The following is a 19,552-nucleotide window of genomic DNA, read 5'->3' as shown; positions in this document are numbered from 1 at the left end:
AGCTATCGGCGGGGAGATTTAATAATTGGACGAACAAACATTCGCCACTTACTGCTTACTTTTGATGACTTTTATGAAAATGTCACTTGCAAAGTTCATCTTCTAGCCAGTTTATTGCCAAATCGAGGGATTGCTCATATCCCTGTGAAATGGTTTTACTTTTTACTTTCTTAGCTTGCCCACCGTGGCTAAAGAGTGCCACGAGTTGGTTGTCTGAATAAGGCGATACCGGATCCCCTTCCAATCCCAGTGCTAAAATCGGCGTTTTAGTTCTGCGTCCGGACATAAAACCCTGCACTTTTAGCGACCATGCCATCAATTGTCCGGATAGGCTGCGCACATCAACGACGTTTTTGCCTAAACGTGACGCCAGTACATCGAGATACATTTTGGACATGGCAGCCAACTTCTTGGGAGAGGTGAAAATATCGTGGATTGGCGCGCCGAGTGAAACACAGGCTTTCACCTTATCCGACTCAAGAAAAGCCAGCCGCGCCATCGCATTCCCACCAAAACGAAAACCAATCAGCCCGATACGGAAATGATCCACCCAAGGCAGATCTGCCAGCTGGTTCAGTACCGCTTGATGCAAGCAGGAGGAATCTTCGGTCAATGGCCAGTGAGAACTTGCGCCCAGTGACGGCATATCAATGGTCAGCATGGCGATATCTCGCTTGGCTAAATAGTCACGAAATAGACGCCACATATCGGTTTGTAAGCTATCTAACCCCGCACTGACCAGCACCACAGGCTTTGGAGAATCGGTATTACGTAGGTGCAAATAACCAGCAATTTTTTTGTTTTGATAGGAAAACTCTAAACGTTTAACCACAAATCCCGTCAGTTTTGCCGCTTCTTGATAGGCACTGTTTGCAAGCACTTGGGCTTGTAAAGCCAAGTTATCATTTCGAAGATGAGGATAACCTGCAATGCTAAAATACAGTGCCGCCGCAAACATTTGATCGGCCGCCTCTTCTCCTTGACGCTCCGCCGCTTGCTTTTGATGTAACATGCCAACGCGCGTCCATTCGTAGGTCCAGTTACCACTGCGATATCCCATCACAGTATCAAGCCACTCATCGTGAGTGCGCGAATGCTTAGAAGAGGCAATCCGCGCGAGGATCTCTTCCTGCTCAACCGGATCAACGCCCTGCCAAATCCACTGTAAACGGCGCAAATTACGGTACCAAGCTTGGGATGATTGTTCTCGGCGAGTGTCTAACAGCTCTAAACTGCTTGGCATATATTGGGTAAGCGAAGATGTCTCTTTAGCTTGTTTGTGATTTTGAAACAGGGTCTCAGACAGGTTTTTGCTGCTCGCTTCTGACATGACAAGTCTCTTTACTGGCGTTGCGCTAAGTTGGGCTAACAGTAGTAAAAAAAAATGACCCTTGAAAGGGTCATTTTCAAATTCTCGGCAAAAAGACTATTTTTGCTTGCGATTAACTGGCTCAACATAAGACAGTACCATGTCCCATGGTTGCTCGATCCAAGTGTCTTGTGGAATATCAACCACGTACTCGTCAACCAAGTCTTTCCCCGCAGGTTTAGCACAGACAGTCACAAATTTCGCTTTCGGATACATTTCACGGATTTTACGTGCGGTATCGCCGCTATCGACCAGATCATCAATGATCAGGAAACCTTCTCCGTCATGCTCTGGTGCTTTAAGAACAGTCATATCACGCTGGTGATCATGGTCATAGCTAGAGATACACACCGTATCCACATAGCGAATGCCCAACTCACGAGCGAGAATAGCAGCAGGAACTAAGCCACCACGGCTGACACCCAAGATACCTTTCCATTGTTCTGCAGGCATTTGACGCTGTGCAAGTTCACGGCAGTAATGCTGCATATTGTCCCAGGTGATAACGAATTTTTTGCTCATGTGATAAACCTAAATTGAATTTTTATAATGTCTTCTCTTACGCCGCCAAAATGTATTTGATGACAAAAATGGCCGCCATAACCCATACACTGAGAGAGACGCTGCGTCCTTTACCACTGAAAAGTTTGATTGCGGCATAAGCAATAAAACCGAGTGAGATACCTTCGGCAATCGAGAATGTCAGAGGCATCATCAAACAGGTAACAACAGTGGGTGCCGCTTCAGTCAGATCACGCCAATCAATGCTCACTAACCCCGACATCATCAGAATAGCAACATAGAAAAGTGCACCGGCCGTCGCATAAGCTGGGATCATACCCGCTAGTGGCGAGAAGAATAATGCAAGAAGGAACAAAATGCCAACCACCACAGCAGTTAAACCGGTACGGCCACCAACAGCAACACCGGAGACACTTTCAATATAAGAAGTGGTGTTTGAAGTACCGAGCAGAGCGCCGACAGACGTTGCTGTCGAATCCGCCAACAGGGCACGATTCAGGCGTGGAATTTTGCCATCTTTTTCGATCAGTCCCGCTTTGGTTGCAACACCAACCAAAGTCCCCGCAGTGTCAAATAGGTCAACAAACAAGAACGCAAACACCACAGATATCATGCCGATCTCAAAGACAGCAGAGAAATCGAGTTGCATGAAGGTCGGCGCGATACTCGGTGGCGTAGACATAATGCCGCCCCATTGCACATCACCAAATACGAGACCGAGAGCTGTCACCGCTAAAATAGCAATCATCACCGCGCCTTTGACGCCGCGATAGACTAAACCAATCGTCAGGAAGAAACCCACTGCTGCCAACACCGCATTCAGCGAGGTGATTGCGCCTAAAGAAACCAGTGTTGCCGGATTATCGACCACAATGCCCGCATTTTTTAATGCGATGAAAGCTAAGAACAAACCGATACCCGCTGAAATGCCGGTACGTAAAGAGTGAGGAATCGAGTTGATGATCCACTCACGGATTTTGAACAAGCTGAGCAAAATAAACAGCACGCCCGAGCAGAACACCGCAGCCAGTGCGACTTGCCAAGTGTGTCCCATACCCAGAACCACACCATAAGTGAAGAAGGCATTAAGCCCCATACCTGGTGCTTGAGCGATAGGATAATTGGCAATAAAACCCATAATGAAACAGCCAATCGCGGCCGCCAAACAGGTCGCCACGAAAACCGCACCGCGATCCATTCCCGCATCCGATAAAATGGCTGGGTTAACAAAAATAATGTAAGCCATGGTCAGGAAAGTCGTGACCCCAGCGAGGATCTCAGTGCGCACGTTAGTGCCGTATTCACTGAGTTTAAAAAGCTTTTCCAGCATGTTCGAATCCTTTAGTGGTAAAAAAGTAAACGGTTGCGTAAACGATTGGCGGCGATTATAGAGTTATCAAAAAACAAATTCCAGACACAATTCTGACTGTACGCGGGTTTTCTAACCAAAAAGGGAATCTGTCGATCAGAGGATAAGTCAATTGCTCAATGCCAACAGAATGTTGCGATCAAGTTCGAATAGGGAAGATTTTTTGAGGATAAAAAAACGCCACCTCAAGCGAGATGGCGGTGAATCATATCAACCAAATTTGGTCGTCAATAAATTCCAATTTAGGGGTGAACAAAACTTGTTCGAGACGCAAAAGTTGCGTATCAGTAGCCGAAGCTACGAGGGTATGCAAAGTTACCGGTGTACACAGAGTGTTGGTTCCAGAACATTGCAGACGATAAACCTTTATTCATAACTATCACCATTAAAATCAAAACTGTTTACTTGATTTCTCGGTTCCATGGAGGCGATAAATCGGACTCATCCTTTGAGCGTTTTCTCTTCGCTAGCGAAGCTGTACACAAATATACCACCAAGAAATTAAATTACAACACTTAAGGTGATTAAAATCACAAAAATCATTTAAATTGATCTTGGTCAGCATTTTTTAGTAATTTAATTACAACTTTATTAAGAAAAATTACAGTTAAAGTGCATGAAGATGCATTTGCCTACCTCAGTCACGTTACGTCTTCTTATTATTCCTGACGCGAGCCGATGATCAAAACCCGTTTTCCTGCCACTTTTGACCTACACCCTGCCCCTGCACAGTGATATGCTGTGCAACGAAAGTACCTACCTGTTACAGGCAAATTCTCTGCCACGACCCAGCTCTGGAGAGAGGATACACGGGAAAAATTACAGTAAGGAGTCATCTGTGTCTGAGTTCCAAACCGAAATCAGTAAGTTATCGTCAAATCCAATTTGGCCATTTTTCGCCACTATCTGTTCCATCCCGCACCCTTCAAAACATGAAGAGGCATTAGCTCAATACATTATCAACTGGGCTAAAGAACAAGGATTGGCCGTTCGTCGTGATGAGACCGGTAACGTCTTTATTAAAAAGCCAGCGACACCGGGCATGGAAAATCGTAAAGGTGTGGTACTTCAAGCGCACATTGATATGGTGCCGCAAAAAAATGAAGACACAGTGCATGATTTCACCAAAGATCCGATCCAGCCTTATATTGATGGTGAATGGGTTACTGCTAAAGGCACTACGCTTGGCGCGGATAATGGTATCGGCATGGCTTCTTGCCTAGCAGTACTGGCCTCTAAAGAGATCCAACATGGTCCAATTGAAGTTCTACTGACTATTGATGAAGAAGCGGGCATGACCGGCGCTTTTGGCCTCAAAGAAGGTTGGCTGGAGGGCGACATTCTGCTCAATACCGACTCTGAGCAAGAGGGTGAAGTCTATATGGGCTGCGCGGGAGGCGTGAACGCCGAGTTCACTTTCTCCATTGAGCGTGAAGCGATCCCTGCTGGTTATGTTGGTCGCCAACTGATCTTAAAGGGTTTGAAAGGCGGTCACTCGGGTTGTGATATTCACACTGGCCGTGGTAACGCTAACAAGCTGATGGCGCGCTTTCTTGCAGGCCATGCGAAAGAATTAGATCTGCGCTTAGTCGAATTCCGTGGCGGTAGTCTGCGTAATGCGATCCCGCGTGAAGCTTTTGTCACCGTCGCCTTGCCAGAACAGCACGTAGCCGAATTAGAAACCCTATTCCACCGCTACACTGAACTACTCAAAGCCGAGCTGGGTAAAGTTGAAACTCACTTGGTGACTTTCCTTGAAGCCAAAGAACTGCAAAGTGAAGTGCTGACCGCGCACACTCAACAACGTTTTGTTGCCGCTCTGAACACGTGTCCAAACGGTGTGATCCGCATGAGTGATGATATTGCAGGTGTTGTAGAAACCTCGCTCAACGTGGGAGTGATCACCACAGAAGCCAACAAAATCAAAGTGCTGTGCTTGATTCGCTCCCTGATGGATTCTGGCCGCCACCAAGTCGAGGGCATGTTGCAATCGCTGGCACAACTTGCGGGGGCAGAACTGGAACTTTCTGGTGCTTATCCTGGCTGGAAACCCGATGCTAATTCTGAAATCATGCATATTTTCCGTGATATGTATGAAGGCATTTATGGCCACAAACCGAACATCATGGTGATCCACGCGGGTCTTGAGTGTGGGCTGTTCAAAAAACCCTATCCAAACATGGATATGGTCTCTTTCGGTCCAACCATCAAGTTCCCACATTCACCGGATGAAAAAGTGAAGATAGACACGGTTGATCTGTTCTGGCAACAGATGGTGGCGCTACTCGCCAATATCCCAGTGAAAGCCTAACCGCTAAGAAGCCGAGTGCATAACTCGGCTTTTTTATATCAATTTTTTTTGTCGAAAAGGCAAATTTAATTCATTAGCTTGAGTTTGAGGTTGGCTGCTAGAGTTCGCCCCCTTGAAGTTCCCAGAGTTATTCACCAAACTCTCTTCAAGCGACAACTGGCCAAATGCGAGTTGTTTCGAGGGTGCTGCTTGTCCTTAGCGGTATCTGAAATTCTCAAACTAATGAAATTGCGATGAAAGAAAAAATGATTGTCGGATGGCGTGAGGAACTCAGCCTTCCAGGGTTAGGTATTGAACGCATTAAAGCGAAAATCGATACCGGAGCCCGAACGTCTTGCTTGCACGCGTTCAAAGTGGAGAGCTTCACTAAGGAAGGAGCTCAATGGGTTCGTTTTTGGATCCATCCGATGCAAAAGAATGATCAGCTAGTGAATGTGTGTGAAGCCGAAGTGATTGACGAACGTGTGGTTCGCGATTCCGGTGGCCACGAAGAAAAGCGCTACGTCATTCGATCGGAACTTAGCTTTGGTGGCCAAATTTGGCCAATTGAGATCACCTTGACCAATCGAGAAAATATGGCTTTTCGTATGTTGTTAGGACGTACCGCCATGCACCATCGAATCATGGTCGATCCTACAAAATCGTTTTTAATCCCTTTCGAGGAGCCGAGTAAATGAAAATTGGTATTCTATCGCGTAACGCTTCGCTGTATTCGACCAAGCGTTTGATAGAAGCGTGCAAACAGCGTGGCCATGAAGTTCGAGTGATTGATGCCTTGCGCTGCTACATGAATATCAACTCTGACAAACCGGAGATTCATTACAAAGGCGAAGAGCTAGCTGGTTTTGATGCTGTGATTCCTCGTATCGGTGCTTCTGTCACTTTCTACGGTACTGCTGTACTGCGCCAGTTTGAAATGATGGGCGTTTACCCAGCCAATGAATCCGTTGCGATTACTCGCTCTCGTGACAAGCTGCGCTCCATGCAATTGCTCTCTCGTCGCGGCATTGGTATGCCCATCACGGGTTTTGCGAGTAAGCCTGATGATGTCAAAGACTTGCTCGATATGGTCGGCGGCGCGCCAGTAGTGATTAAACTACTAGAAGGCACACAAGGCATCGGCGTGGTATTGGCAGAAACCCGTACTGCGGCGGAAAGCGTTATTGAAGCCTTTATGGGACTCAAAGCCAACATCATGGTGCAAGAGTACATCAAAGAAGCAGGCGGTGCGGATATTCGCTGCTTTGTGATTGGTGATAAAGTGATTGCAGCGATGAAGCGCCAAGGCGCAGATGGTGAGTTTCGCTCGAACCTGCATCGTGGTGGTACGGCATCATTGGTCAAAATCACCCCTCAAGAGCGTAAAACGGCGATTGAAGCGGCCAAAATTATGGGATTGAATGTAGCGGGTGTAGATCTGCTGCGTTCTGCCCGCGGCCCACTGGTGATGGAAGTCAACTCCTCACCGGGTTTAGAAGGTATTGAAGCCGCGACGGGGAAAGACATTGCGGGTATGATCGTCGAATTCATAGAGAAAAATGCAGCCAGTAAAAGGACTAAAACTCGTGGCAAAGGCTAAAAAGTACGGCGACTTTTCATTTTTGGGGGAAACCATTCCCCCCTCTTCTCGGCGAGTTATCGAACTCGAAGCCGCCAAACTGTATACCGACTCCCCTCTTTCTATCCCTATCGAAGTTCTCCATGGCGCATCTCCCGGCCCCGTTTTGATGATCAATGCCGCCATTCATGGTGATGAACTCAATGGCGTAGAAATCATCCGCCAACTGCTCAATACACTTGATGAAAAAAAACTCAAAGGCACAGTGATTGCGGTGCCGATCGTCAATGTTTTCGGTTTTATTCACAAATCACGCTACTTACCCGATCGTCGTGATTTAAATCGCTGCTTTCCCGGCAGTGAAAAAGGCTCTCTAGCCTCACGTATGGCGTACACCTTTTTTTCCAAAGTCGCCGAGCGTTGTGATTACATCCTCGATCTGCATACCGGAGCGATTCACCGAACCAACCTACCGCAAATTCGTGCCGATCTGAGCAACAGCGAAACCCTGCGCATTGCTCAAGCCTTTGCTACTCCAGTGATCATTGATTCACCTTTACGCGATGGCTCACTGCGTAGTGAAGCGGAAAAGCAGCAGATCCCCGTCTTAACTTATGAAGCGGGGGAAGCTCTGCGTTTTGATCCGATTGCGATCAATGCTGGGATCATCGGTATCAAGCGAGTGATGCAGACCATCGGCATGCTGCGTCCTAGCCGTAAAAAGATACCTAACTCGATCATTGCAAAATCAACCAGTTGGCTACGTGCCGAAGCCGACGGTATTTTACGTACATTGGTGTCTTTAGGAGATAAGGTCGAAAAAGGCCAAGTGTTAGCTTACATCAACTCCCCACTTGGCAAGCTAGAAGTGGAGATACGAGCCAACAAGAGCGGCATCGTGATTGGGCAACAAACGCTTCCCTTAGTCAATGAGGGGGATGCGGTGTTCCATCTCGCCTATTTTCATAAAGCTGATGACCTTATCGAACAAGTGGTCGAAGAGTTTATCGAAGAATTAACGGAAGCCGATTTGGAGCCCTTAACCACAGGACATCTTGTCACTCTCTAAATACCGCCTCTGCTCAATAGAAAAAGCCCTCATCATGAGGGCTTTTTCTTACGCTAGCCGTGCTTTATTTAGCCAAATGAAGCCCAAATCACTGTCGCCACTAAAACCGGGCAGACAAATTTCACATACCAAGGCCAGATTTTTCCAAATAAGCTTTGTTGCAGTTCCGGAAATCCGGCTTGCAGCTCTTTCATTTTGGCATCACGCTGCCATACCCAACCACCAAAGAGGCAGAACATTAAGGCGGCAGTAGGCTGCAAATATTGCGTCGCTAGAGTGGCAACCAAACCAAACAGGGCACCAAAGTTATAGACAATCACCACACTGAACAGGGCAATCAAACCGCCCAACACCCAGCTGGTTGGCGTACGGCGAGTATTGAAACGCTCACCCACCAGTGCAACTGGACATTCAAGCATAGAGATAGAAGAAGTGAGCGCAGCGATGGTGAGCAGAAGGAAAAACACCATGGCGAAAATCTGTCCCAGTAAGCCCAAGCTATCAAACATCAAAGGTAATACGGTAAAGACTAAGGTATCAGAGCTCAGCAAAGAGCCATCTTGCGCATAAATCTGCACGCCTTTATTCATTGCCACAAACATCGCGGGCAACACCACCAAACCCGCAATGAAAGCCACCGCCGTATCCACCAAGGTCACGTTCATCGCCATTTTCGGCAAGTTTTCTTTCTTACTCAGATAAGAGCCGTAAATCAGCATCGAACAACCCCCAATGGTTAATGAGAAGAATCCCTGTCCCATTGCGGCCAAGATCAACTTACGATCCCACACTTTTTCAAAATCAGGGATCAGATAATGCTTCAATCCTTCCCAAGCTCCTTGCTGAGTCATGATGTAGATAAACAGCACGGCAAACAGTACAAATAGAGCAGGCATGAGTCGGGTCGACCAGCGCTCAATCCCCTGCTTAACGCCGCCCTGTACAATCAAGATAGTTAACACATAAAAAATCAGCGTACCAAAAAGATTACGCTCGACACTGAATCCTTTCAGCCACGCACTTGCTGCGGTGAGACCAAACAGATCAGTCATCGCCCCCAGTAAGAAACAGATAATCCAGCCCCCCACAATGCTGTAAAAGGCCAAGACGGCACTGGGTACACTAAGGCCGACCCAGCCAACGAATCCACCGATTTTTTTCGCAGCAGATTGAGAGGTAAGTGAACGCATACTATCGACAGGGTTAGCTTGGCCATAGCGGCCAATCGCCATTTCCACCACCAACATAGGGAATGCGACCACAAAAATCAAAATCAGATAAACCAATAAAAATGCGCCGCCACCATTGCTGGCCGCTTGGGTAGGAAACCCCCAGATATTACCTAAACCGACCGCGGCTCCAGCAGCCGCAAGAATAAAACCGAGACGAGAGCTAAATGTCTCACGAGAATTTGATTGTGCCATTACAACGACTCACGATACCAACACACTAGTTGACTAGTACATTAATACAAAGCGGAGATTGACTCAATCAGCAACAGAATCATTTGCTGAAAAATCACCCAATCACTTTACTTTTATCGACTCGAACCAAATTTTGAATTACATATCGTTTAAAATTTAGACAAAACTTCGCACAACGTATCGATCTCGTCCGTGTTCTTTCGCATGATAAAGTGCCATATCCGCCTGATGGAACAAAGAGAGATAAGACTCCATCTTTGGAGAGATGGCATACACTCCGCCAATACTCACAGTCAGATATTGGCAAAGTGAATCAACAGGATTAGCAATCGCCAACTGTGCAATTTTACTTCTCATCTGCTGTGCATACTGTTCTGCATCAAATGCACACTCAGAAGCTAAAACAACACAAAACTCTTCTCCCCCAAAGCGCGCCACGATTTTCTCGCCATGGAACTCTACCGATTGGAGCACATCAGCCACGGAACATAAGGCTTCATCGCCGGCTAAATGCCCAAAGCTGTCATTGAAACGTTTGAAAAAATCGATATCGACAAGAAACAGCACCAGATAGGCCTGCGGGCGATCGCTCAGATAACTTTTAAGCTGCTTTTCTAAATGACGGCGATTGGAAATACGCGTTAGTGGGTCATGCTCAGATTGCCAACGTAACACTTGTTGACTGTCCTCCAATTGCCCAACGATTCGGTTGATCGTAGTGGCAAACTCCTTCATTTCCGATGAGATAAAAGTACTCGCATCTGGCATTTTTCCGCCCGAGGTTTTGAATTGTTGTAACACTTGACTGGCGGTCGTGATCGGTTTGATCAAGGCGATTACCACCCATAAATTGACTAAGTACATCACCAGTGAAAAGAACAGCAAAGCGAAAATTTCTTCAGTTCGAATGAAGGGAGGATGCTTAATGTGATGGTTAATTTTAAATAACACGCTGGAGTTACCACTGTAATCGAGTTGCTTGATGTATGAGACATCCACCTCGTCTTGCGGTAAAGGCGCATCAATTTTACACGTTAGTACTTCGATATCGACACCCGTGGCTTGCTCAACCACATTCGCAAACTGGGCGCGGACTTTTTTAATAAAGATTAAGTAACCTTTGTTACACGCTTTTCCATCACTACCACACACCCGAGCCGTGGCAGCTAAATAAGGTTCATCTTCCACCACCATATAGCGAACGGACGTGGAAATTTCATTCACACTTAAACGTGTAGCCTGCTGTAAAATACGAGAAAAATCCGGCAATAAGTGCTCATAGCTAGAGCTCTGCATCGTTGCTGCGTCATATTTCTTGCCCCAAACTAAATTACCCTCAGGATCATAAATAAATACACCATCCAGAAATTGGGACGTGAATGCGTGTTCTCCAATATTGCTTTGTGTGAATTCAAGATTTGGCTCCGCGATGAAGGCTGCCATTTCATCCCAAGCGGCATAGTCCTCCAAGGATGCTCCCATAGCCTTACGCTCTAACGATAGCAGGGTTTCAACACGCTGCAGCTCGGCCTGTTGTAACTGCAGCACTTGTGCAACTTCACGATCATGTGACCAGAAATATTTAAAGGTCAGATAAAACATTAAAAAGCCTAACACCACCGCTAACGCATTGAGTGTCGTTAGCCAGCGCAGGCTAAAGTTATTTAAATTCATATCACCATCGTCATAATAAACCTTACATAAACAAAAGAGCACAGGTCACGCTCTTATCAGTTTAGATGGTGAAGACTTGATAGTTCTTTAGTTGAGGGATCTTTTTGTGTAATTGCTGTTCTTGTTGCGTCATTTTATTCAAAGTATCACACCACTCTCGTCCTTGTTTCTCAAACGTCGAGCTTTGCTCTTTTAGTTTGTTGTCCAATTTGGTTTTTAAATCCGCCATGTTTTTACCAAGCTGGCTAAGATTCATACCGCCCCCCTGCTGCATTTTACTCGCCATCACATCAAACGCACTGGTAAAAAATTGCTGTGTGAGAACTTCTTTACCTTGCGATAATTTCTGTTGCCACCGAGCTTGCATCGCAGCAAACGTTTCAGCGGGAATAACCAAATCGCCGTTTTTAAAGTACTCGGCTTTCGCTTCAGCAAACAAGGTGGCCATAGAGGCTTTCACATTATTAAACGCTTGTGGAGCCTCTAGAGAGTACGCAACATCGTCAACTAACTGATTGGCTAGCTTCAAACTATCGTCTGCCCAACGCTGAGCTTTCGGCAATAAACTGGTCAACTGCTCACGATACTGACGTACCGCAGCCTGCTGATCTGTATTAAGCGAAACTCTCTTACCTTGAATATAAAGATTGTTCTGCTTATCGATCAGCGCTTTATCACTGCTGGTGCGCAGAATCTCAACACGTTGAGTATTAAGATGTACTTCATTTTGGATATCCACTTTACATTGTGCCGCCCAAGTGGAGGAACTCATTAGTAGCGCTAAAGTTAAAAACGATTTTTTCATGGTGTTCTCTGGCTTATTTTTTGCCAACTATAATCAATCCTGATGAATCCTACGCCAATATAACGTCAAAAATGACACTTTCCTGCCGTTTATTGTTCAATTCATCAAATCAAATCGCTTATAACGGAACCCAAAGCGAAATCTCTCTCATTCATTTAGAGTGGTATATCAATAACGAACGCACTCTCCCAAGCGATTTACAGTGGGCGGCACAGGTTTACATCCCCATGAGCATAGACAAATTTCATGATTGAGGTGAATGTAGTTACCCCACACGGCCACAACAAAAGTAGCAAGGGGATAACGCTCATTATCACACAACTCCATTATGCCTGTTTTAAGAGAGACATCGGCCTATTGCCATCCATCACTCGGAAACATCGATAGCTGTTTCATCTGCAATTCCGGCTTAAGCATTACACTTAAACCAAGTAAGCGAATTTCTCGTCCTTGCTGGCGAGTTAACACTTGCTCTAACAGCTCGTGGAAGTAGTCGAGCTCTAATGCAGGGTGAACATGCTCAATGGTTGTCTGTTGGAAATCAGCAAATTTCACTTTAATGCCTTGTTTAATAATGCCTCGCTGTGGGTGAGCCCGACTCAAACGAGCATCTAGCTCCGGATACAATTTCTGTTCAATCACTTGCCAACACTCCTGAAACGTCGAAATGTTTTGGCTAAAGGTGTACTCCACACCGACAGATTTTCGTTCGCGCTCAGTCACCACTTCACGTTCATCAATGCCGTGACTTTTTTTCCACAAAGAAGCCCCTAAACGCCCAAATTGATGCAGTAACTTGCGATAATCGGCTCGCCTTACATCCGCTCCGACATAAAGACCGGCTTGATGCAGCTTTTCTAACGCCACTTTGCCAACACCCGGAATTTTTTCCAGCGGCAAACTATCGACCATCTCCTGTACTTTGTCAGGCGTCACCACATACAAACCATCAGGTTTATTTAAGTCGGACGCGACTTTTGCAAGAAACTTGATCGGCGCAACACCAGCGGACGCCGTTAAATTCAACTCTTGCCAAATATCACGTCGAATCGCTTGAGCAATTAAGGTCGCACTACCTTGATAGGCAGTCGATTCACTGACATCAAGATAGGCCTCATCAAGTGAAAGAGGCTCAATCAACGTGGTATAACGCTGAAAAATAGTTTGGATTTGTTGAGAAACACTTTTGTAGACAGACATCCGCCCCGGAACGACATGCAGTTGAGGGCAGAGTTTTAATGCCTGAGCGGTAGGCATAGCAGAACGAACGCCAAATTTGCGCGCCTGATAGTTGCATGTACTGATCACTCCACGCTGCTTTTCATGTCCGCCCACAGCCAGTGGTATCTCTCGATACGCAGGGTTATCTCGCATTTCAACGGCAGCGAAAAAGCAGTCCATATCAACATGGATGATTTTACGAATTCTGTCTTGCATAGCCCACCAACACTGTATACATAAACAGTATAATAATAAGCCATCGATAAGGAAAGTCTGATAAACAAAAAGCCCGCCGGAGCGAGCTTTTTGATGCGATAACACGAATTATGCGATCCGATCTTTTTCCCAAGCCGCAAGACGCTCGGCGCGGGCGGCTGCTTTAGCTTCACGTTTTTTACGTGCATCACAAGGCTCAGGGCAATTGCAGACTTTTTCAATGCCCACTGCACCTAAACCACCACAGCTGCCTTTCACCACTTTACGTTGGAAAATGTACCCAACGGCCATGGCGGCAATTACGGCCAGAAAGAAACCAAAAGTAATCAAAAAGGTGTTCATTGTTTTATGCTCACTATTACTTACTTAAAAACGGTTTAAAGCTGCTTGATGCGTACTCTTTAAAGCCATCATCCGTTTTCACAATCATTAAAACCGGGATCTGGTTGGCTTCTGCGACAGCCATACCACGCTCTTCGCCCATGACCATTAAACCTGTCGCTAAGCCATCCGCCGTCATACAAGACTTATCCAGTACCGTCACCGAGACCACACGGTTATTGATTGGGCGTCCAGTGATTGGGTCGATGATATGCGAGTAACGAATGCCATCTTGCTCAAAGTAGTTACGGTAATCACCGGAGGTTGCGATCGCATAATCACCCGGTTCGATGATCTCTTGCACACTACGCTGATCAACACTTGGCTTTTCTATCGCAATGCGCCACGGTACACCATCACGGTTCAATCCTTTCAAACGGATTTCTCCGCCAATTTCTACCATGTAGTTTTCGACACCTTGAGATTGAAGGTAATCGGCAACCACATCTACCCCCCAACCTTTGGCAATCGTAGACAAGTCGACATACAGTTCAGGAATATCTTTACTCAGCGTATTCCCTTCAATCGTCAGGTGCTCGATGCCAGTAATAGCACGACGTGTATTAAGCTCTTCATCGGTTGGTACCACATCAGGACGAGCTTCAGGGCCAAATCCCCACAGATTAACCAAAGGTCCGACGGTCACATCTAAAGCACCTTCAGTAAGACCGTTCAAACGAATCGCCTCTTTCACCACGGTTAACGTTTGTGTAGAAACGGCAAAAGGTTCACTACTAGTATGCTGGTTAAAACGGCTTAACTCAGAGTCTTTACGGTAAGTCGACATTTGATCGTTCACTTCTTCAAGGAGTCGATCAATCTCGATTTGCAGTGTTTTCGAATCCGCAACGCCCGGCTGTTGAATGTATTTGATGTTGTAAGTAGTTCCCATGGTTGGGCCACTGAGATGTACCTGCTCTACGGGCTTTTCACAGCCAGCCAGCAAGAGAAGAGAAGCTAATGCAACAAGCCAATTTCTCACTTGTTTACTCCTTTCATAGTTAAAAATTGATATGGGAAATACCGATGCCCTAAACCAGATAACCATCGACACTTTCAATATCCGATTTGTAAAAAACAATGGCTGACTCGAACGAGCCAGCCATCGCAGTGTAGCGAGTTATCGATTAACCACCGAAGTCATCCAGTAGGATGTTTTCCTCTTCTACACCTAGGTTTTTCAGCATGTTGATCACTGCCGCGTTCATCATCGGAGGTCCACACATGTAGTATTCACAATCTTCTGGAGCTTCGTGATCCTTCAGATAGTTTTCATACAGTACGTTATGGATGAAACCGGTGTAGCCTGTCCAGTTATCTTCTGGTTGAGGATCTGACAGAGCACAGTGCCATACGAAGTTGTCATTCTCAGCCGCTAGGCCATCGAAATCTTCCACGTAGAACATTTCACGCTTAGAACGGGCACCGTACCAGTAAGACATCTTACGCTTAGACTTCAGACGCTTAAGTTGGTCAAAGATGTGCGAACGCATTGGCGCCATACCCGCACCACCACCGATAAATACCATCTCTGCATCAGTGTCTTTCGCGAAGAACTCACCGAACGGACCAGAAATCGTACATTTATCACCGGCTTTCAGTGACCAGATGTAAGAAGACATTTGGCCTGGTGGCACATTTGGATTATTTGGCGGCGGAGTCGCGATACGCACGTTCAGCATGATGATGCCAAACTCTTCTGGGTAGTTCGCCATTGAGTATGCACGGATGATTGGCTCATCCACTTTAGACTCATAACGGAACAAATTGAATTTATCCCAGTCACCACGGTATTTCTCAGGTACATCAAAATCGGCGTACTTAATATGGTGCGCAGGGGCTTCAATCTGAATGTAACCACCCGCACGGAACGGTACTGATTCACCATCAGGAATCGCAAGCTTCAGCTCTTTGATGAAAGTGGCTTTGTTATCGTTAGAGATAACCGTACATTCCCACTTCTTCACGCCAAAGATCTCTTCTGGCAGTTCCAGATCCATATCTGCTTTCACAGCAACCTGACACGCCAAACGCTCACCTTCACGGGCTTCGCCTTTGCTGATGTGATCCAGTTCTGTCGGCAGAATATCACCGCCACCTGATTTGATTTTTACGCGGCATTGGCCACATGAACCACCACCACCACAAGCTGAAGATACGAATACACCAGCGCCAGCCAATGCAGTCAGCAACTTACCACCCGGTTGGGTTACGATCGCTTTTTCAGGATCGCCATTGATAGAAATTGTAATGTCACCTGTTGGTACTAGTTTGGATTTGGCGAACAGAATCACCAAAACCAAGGCCAGTATAATCAGGGTAAACATCACTACACCAAAAATAATAGTAGACATTAACTATTCCTTTATTGCTGCGGTTTACCCGGCTTACAGTTGAACACCAGAGAAGGACATAAAACCTAACGCCATAAGTCCTGTTGTGATAAAGGTAATACCCAAACCACGCAGACCTGGAGGAACGTCTGAGTACTTCATCTTCTCACGGATACCTGCAAGAGCGACGATAGCCAGCATCCAACCCACACCAGAACCGAAACCATACACAATAGATTCAGTAAAAGTGTAATCACGCTGCACCATGAAAGACACACCACCGAAGATCGCACAGTTTACTGTGATCAGCGGAAGGAAGATGCCCAGTGCGTTGTACAAAGGCGGGAAGAAACGATCGAGGATCATCTCTAAAATCTGCACTAGTGCCGCAATAACACCGATGAAAGTAATAAAGTTCAGGAAGCTGAGATCTACCCCTTCAACTAGTGCATCTTGCTTGAGCACTAGGTTATACACCAGATTGTTGACTGGTACAGAGATAGTTAGTACTACGATTACCGCAATACCTAAGCCGAATGATGTCTTAACTTTCTTCGACACCGCCAAGAAGGTACACATCCCTAAGAAGAAAGAGAGTGCCATGTTCTCGATGAAAACCGCTTTCACCAGCAGACTAATATAATGTTCCATGACTACCTTACTCCTTCGCTTCTACTTGTTCAGGCTTGAACGTACGAATCGCCCAAATCAAGAAACCGATTAGGAAGAATGCAGAAGGCGCGAGCAGCATCAGACCGTTTGGCTGATACCAACCACCGTTGCTGATAAGAGGCAGAACTTCCAAACCAAACAGTTTGCCTGAGCCTAAAAGCTCACGGAAGAAGCCAACAGTCAACAGTACAAAACCGTATCCTAAACCGTTACCGATACCATCAATCAAAGATGGGAGTGGTGCAGATTTCATCGCAAACGCTTCTGCACGGCCCATTACGATACAGTTGGTAATAATCAGACCAACGAATACCGACAGTTGCTTAGAAATATCGTACAGATACGCTTTCAGAATCTGGTCTACCACAATAACTAACGAAGCGATAATCGCCATTTGCACGATAATACGCACACTGTTAGGAATATGGTTACGGATCAGAGAAACGAAGAAGTTAGACAATGCAGTAACAAACATTACCGCTAGCGTCATAACAAATGCCGTTTCCAGCTTAGTGGTTACCGCCAGTGCTGAACAAACACCGAGCACTTGCAGTGCAATCGGGTTGTTGTCCAGAACAGGAGCTAACACACTTTTTTTCAGCTCTTTTGCACTAGACATTAGTTAAGACCTCCGTCACGTACTTTTGCTAGGAATGGACCAAAGCCCATGTCGCCTAACCAGAAGTCAAATGTACCTTGCACACCATTGCCAGTAAGAGTTGCGCCAGACAGACCGTCTACGCCATGCTCTGAACCTTGAGGTGCACCACCTTTGACAATCTTGATCGCAGGTTTGTGGTTTTCATCAAACAGTTTTTTACCGACCCATTGAGCACGCCAAGCTGGGTTTTCAACTTCGCCACCCAATCCCGGAGTTTCACCTTGTTCATAGTAGGTCAAACCTGAAACCGTGTTACCGTCAGTTTCTACTGCTACAAACGCGTACATCATCGACCATAGGCCGTTACCGTGTACAGGCAGAATCACCTTGCTGGTTTTGTCGCCGTCTTTCACCAGATAAACCACACCAACATTAGCACGACGTTGGATCTTCGCTTTATCTTGTTCAGCGGTCAGCTTGATAGATTCAGAGGCTTCTTTCGCTGCTTTACGTTGATCGTAGTTAGCTGCATCACCTTCAACAAAGTCACCCGTGTTGAAGTCAACCAGACGTGGTTCAATGCTTTTATTGAACAATTCAACGATTTGTTTACTGCCTTTCGCTTCAATGCCAGCCACTTGCAGGATCTTGCTCTGCTTGTCTAATGCCGCATTTTCTTTTTGCTTGTCACGCAGACCGACAGCCGCTGCCGATACAATGATTGAGCACACTAGGCTCAACGCGATAACAACAAACAGCGTCTTTTTAATGCTATCGTTATTGCTTGCCATAGCGCGCTAATCTCCGCTTGATATTTCTCTCTACAACCACATGGTCAAACAGTGGCGCAAATAAGTTCGCGAATAGGATCGCCAGCATCATGCCTTCTGGGTAAGCCGGGTTCACAACACGGATCAGCACACACATAACGCCGATCAGAATACCGTAAGCCCATTTACCACTATTGGTGAAGGACGCAGAAACTGGGTCAGTCGCCATGAAGAACATACCGAATGCGAAACCACCCAATACTAGGTGCCAATGCCAAGGCATGTTGAACATTGCGTTGGTATCTGAGCCAATCACGTTAAACAGTGTCGACAGCAGGATCATACCAATCATCACGCCGCCAATAATGCGCCATGAAGCAATGCCCATATAAACAATGAACGCCGCACCAATCATGAGTGCCAGTGTAGATACTTCACCAATTGAACCTGGGATGTTACCAATGAAAGCATCCATCCAAGTGATCGTTTGACCCGTCGCGTTGTTAATAAGTGCACCTGCACCACCTTGTGCCCATTGGCTCAGAGCAGTTGCGCCTGAATAACCATCTGCTGCAGTCCATACTAGGTCACCTGAGATCTGTGCTGGGTAAGCAAAGAACAGGAAAGCACGGCCAGCCAACGCTGGGTTAAGGAAGTTACGGCCTGTACCACCAAACACTTCTTTCGCAACCACAACACCAAAGGTAATACCCAGTGCGGCTTGCCACAGAGGCAGAGTTGGAGGAACAATCAGAGCAAACAGAATAGAGGTAACGAAGAAACCTTCGTTGACTTCATGCTTGCGCACCATACAGAACAACACTTCCCAGAAACCACCGACGATGAACACCGTAGCGTAGATAGGTAGGAAGTAGGTTGCACCCAACAGCATTTTACTGCCCCAACCAGCATCGCTTGACATGGTTCCGCCAAGCATTTCGGTTAGCCAGTAGTGCCAGTTACCCGCCACAATCGCCGCGAGTTGATCACCGGAATACAGATGGTTAAGTGCTGCAATAGCTTGGCCGCCAGCGTTGTACATACCCCAGAACATTGCTGGAAATACGGCAAGCCAAACCATGATCATGATACGTTTTAGATCAACGCTATCACGAACGTGCGAGCTTCTTTTGGTTACCAGACCTGGTGTATAGAACAGCGTCGCCGCTGCTTCATACAGAGCAAACCACTTCTCGTGTTTGCCACCTGGCTCAAAATGATGCTCGATGTCTTCAAGAAACTTTTTAAGGCCCATGG

18 protein-coding genes are annotated in these 19,552 nt (G+C 46.4%); 4 read left to right on the top strand and 14 right to left on the bottom strand.

Annotated elements, in window-relative coordinates:
• Nucleotides 1-82 precede the first annotated feature (82 nt).
• From frsA to R4537_RS08515, 3 genes are all read right to left on the bottom strand, one after another.
• Nucleotides 83-1,330 carry an esterase FrsA gene (frsA, locus tag R4537_RS08525; protein ID WP_071179169.1) on the bottom strand — a complete coding sequence of 416 codons (1,248 nt, stop codon included), beginning with the start codon at nt 1,328-1,330 and terminating at the stop codon, nt 83-85.
• Nucleotides 1,331-1,426: 96 nt separating this feature from the next.
• A complete protein-coding gene (gene gpt / locus R4537_RS08520) occupies nt 1,427-1,891 on the bottom strand; it encodes a xanthine phosphoribosyltransferase (protein WP_000037415.1) in 465 nt (154 codons plus the stop codon).
• A gap of 37 nt (nt 1,892-1,928) precedes the next feature.
• A complete protein-coding gene (locus tag R4537_RS08515) occupies nt 1,929-3,221 on the bottom strand; it encodes an NCS2 family permease (protein WP_000890419.1) in 1,293 nt (430 codons plus the stop codon).
• Between the two features lie 877 nt (nt 3,222-4,098).
• On the opposite strand from R4537_RS08515, the gene R4537_RS08510 reads away from it, so the two are divergent.
• The 4 genes from R4537_RS08510 to R4537_RS08495 all read left to right on the top strand — a co-directional run bounded on the left by R4537_RS08510 (nt 4,099) and on the right by R4537_RS08495 (nt 8,198).
• Entirely contained in the window at nt 4,099-5,571 is a 1,473-nt protein-coding gene (locus R4537_RS08510) for an aminoacyl-histidine dipeptidase (RefSeq protein ID WP_071179170.1), read from the top strand.
• A 233-nt stretch (nt 5,572-5,804) separates the two neighbouring features.
• Nucleotides 5,805-6,248, top strand: a complete 444-nt coding sequence (locus R4537_RS08505) for an ATP-dependent zinc protease family protein (RefSeq protein WP_000660269.1) — start codon at nt 5,805-5,807, stop codon at nt 6,246-6,248.
• Nucleotides 6,245-7,150, top strand: coding sequence for a 30S ribosomal protein S6--L-glutamate ligase (gene rimK, locus R4537_RS08500; RefSeq protein ID WP_000689982.1), 906 nt, complete (start codon nt 6,245-6,247; stop codon nt 7,148-7,150). The genes R4537_RS08505 and rimK overlap by 4 nt, the downstream gene beginning before the upstream one ends.
• Nucleotides 7,110-8,198, top strand: a complete 1,089-nt coding sequence (locus R4537_RS08495) for a succinylglutamate desuccinylase/aspartoacylase family protein (RefSeq protein ID WP_071179171.1) — start codon at nt 7,110-7,112, stop codon at nt 8,196-8,198. Before rimK ends, R4537_RS08495 begins: the two co-directional genes overlap by 41 nt.
• Before the next feature lie 68 nt (nt 8,199-8,266).
• Here R4537_RS08495 and R4537_RS08490 read toward each other — a convergent pair whose 3' ends face one another.
• The 11 genes from R4537_RS08490 to R4537_RS08440 all read right to left on the bottom strand — a co-directional run bounded on the left by R4537_RS08490 (nt 8,267) and on the right by R4537_RS08440 (nt 19,550).
• Nucleotides 8,267-9,622: a sodium-dependent transporter gene (locus R4537_RS08490; RefSeq protein ID WP_071179172.1), complete on the bottom strand. Its 1,356-nt coding sequence runs from the start codon at nt 9,620-9,622 to the stop codon at nt 8,267-8,269.
• A 156-nt stretch (nt 9,623-9,778) separates the two neighbouring features.
• Entirely contained in the window at nt 9,779-11,296 is a 1,518-nt protein-coding gene (locus R4537_RS08485) for a diguanylate cyclase (protein ID WP_071179240.1), read from the bottom strand.
• A gap of 61 nt (nt 11,297-11,357) precedes the next feature.
• Nucleotides 11,358-12,128, bottom strand: coding sequence for a YggN family protein (locus tag R4537_RS08480; RefSeq protein WP_071179173.1), 771 nt, complete (start codon nt 12,126-12,128; stop codon nt 11,358-11,360).
• 327 nt (nt 12,129-12,455) lie between these two features.
• Nucleotides 12,456-13,538 carry a DNA polymerase IV gene (gene dinB / locus R4537_RS08475; protein WP_001153995.1) on the bottom strand — a complete coding sequence of 361 codons (1,083 nt, stop codon included), beginning with the start codon at nt 13,536-13,538 and terminating at the stop codon, nt 12,456-12,458.
• Between the two features lie 108 nt (nt 13,539-13,646).
• The gene (nqrM, locus tag R4537_RS08470) at nt 13,647-13,880 is read right to left on the bottom strand and encodes a (Na+)-NQR maturation NqrM (RefSeq protein WP_001091359.1); all 234 of its coding nucleotides are present in this window, start codon (nt 13,878-13,880) and stop codon (nt 13,647-13,649) included.
• 16 nt (nt 13,881-13,896) lie between these two features.
• Nucleotides 13,897-14,901 (bottom strand): FAD:protein FMN transferase, encoded by a 1,005-nt coding sequence (locus R4537_RS08465; protein ID WP_071179174.1) that lies wholly within the window; start codon nt 14,899-14,901, stop codon nt 13,897-13,899.
• Nucleotides 14,902-15,046: 145 nt separating this feature from the next.
• Nucleotides 15,047-16,273, bottom strand: coding sequence for an NADH:ubiquinone reductase (Na(+)-transporting) subunit F (gene nqrF / locus R4537_RS08460; protein ID WP_000103962.1), 1,227 nt, complete (start codon nt 16,271-16,273; stop codon nt 15,047-15,049).
• A gap of 33 nt (nt 16,274-16,306) precedes the next feature.
• Nucleotides 16,307-16,903, bottom strand: coding sequence for an NADH:ubiquinone reductase (Na(+)-transporting) subunit E (nqrE, locus tag R4537_RS08455; RefSeq protein ID WP_071179175.1), 597 nt, complete (start codon nt 16,901-16,903; stop codon nt 16,307-16,309).
• A gap of 7 nt (nt 16,904-16,910) precedes the next feature.
• The gene (locus R4537_RS08450) at nt 16,911-17,543 is read right to left on the bottom strand and encodes an NADH:ubiquinone reductase (Na(+)-transporting) subunit D (RefSeq protein ID WP_032479882.1); all 633 of its coding nucleotides are present in this window, start codon (nt 17,541-17,543) and stop codon (nt 16,911-16,913) included.
• Nucleotides 17,543-18,316, bottom strand: coding sequence for a Na(+)-translocating NADH-quinone reductase subunit C (locus R4537_RS08445; protein WP_000157901.1), 774 nt, complete (start codon nt 18,314-18,316; stop codon nt 17,543-17,545). The genes R4537_RS08450 and R4537_RS08445 overlap by 1 nt, the downstream gene beginning before the upstream one ends.
• Nucleotides 18,303-19,550 carry an NADH:ubiquinone reductase (Na(+)-transporting) subunit B gene (locus tag R4537_RS08440; protein ID WP_000523294.1) on the bottom strand — a complete coding sequence of 416 codons (1,248 nt, stop codon included), beginning with the start codon at nt 19,548-19,550 and terminating at the stop codon, nt 18,303-18,305. Before R4537_RS08440 ends, R4537_RS08445 begins: the two co-directional genes overlap by 14 nt.
• Nucleotides 19,551-19,552 lie beyond the last annotated feature (2 nt).

The organism is Vibrio paracholerae (assembly GCF_037672085.1).
Classification (GTDB): Bacteria; Pseudomonadota; Gammaproteobacteria; order Enterobacterales; family Vibrionaceae; genus Vibrio; species Vibrio cholerae.
This window is presented reverse-complemented; position numbering and strand designations above follow the sequence as displayed.